The following is a 500-nucleotide window of genomic DNA, read 5'->3' as shown; positions in this document are numbered from 1 at the left end:
CCTTCAACGCGGTCAGCGCCAAGGCGCTGAAGGCCAGCGAGACGGCCAAGCTCACCCGCAGCTTCTGGGACTGGAAGCCGATGATCGCCTCCAACGCGACCGGCTTCTTCCCCTACACCCCCGCGACCAACATGCTCTACGCGCTGGATACCGCGCTCGACATGCTCTTCGAGGAGGGGCTGGACAACGTCTTCGCCCGCCACGACCGCATGGGCGAGGCGACCCGCCGCGCCGTCCACGCCTGGGGCCTGGAGATCCAGTGCCAGGAGCCGGGCCACTATTCCCCCGTGCTGACGGCGGTGCGCGTGCCGGAGGGCCACAGCGCCAATGGGCTGCGGGCGACGATCCTGGAAAAGTTCAACATGTCGCTGGGCAACGGGCTCGGGCAGCTGAACGACAAGGTGTTCCGGATCGGCCATCTCGGCGATGTCGGCGAGTTGCATATGGTCGGCACGCTTTCCGGCGTGGAGATGGGGCTGCGCGCGGCCGGCATCCCGCAC

Annotated in this window: 1 protein-coding gene; it reads left to right on the top strand. The window is 68.0% G+C overall.

From position 1 onward, the window contains the following. The coding region (locus AC1DWF_RS39195) for a pyridoxal-phosphate-dependent aminotransferase family protein (RefSeq protein WP_476843767.1) at window positions 1-500 on the top strand (500 nt) is incomplete at both ends.

This window comes from Aminobacter sp. P4_D5 (assembly GCF_056401815.1).
The sequence above is the reverse complement of the archived record's forward strand: the minus strand, read 5'-3'. Positions and strand labels throughout refer to the sequence as shown.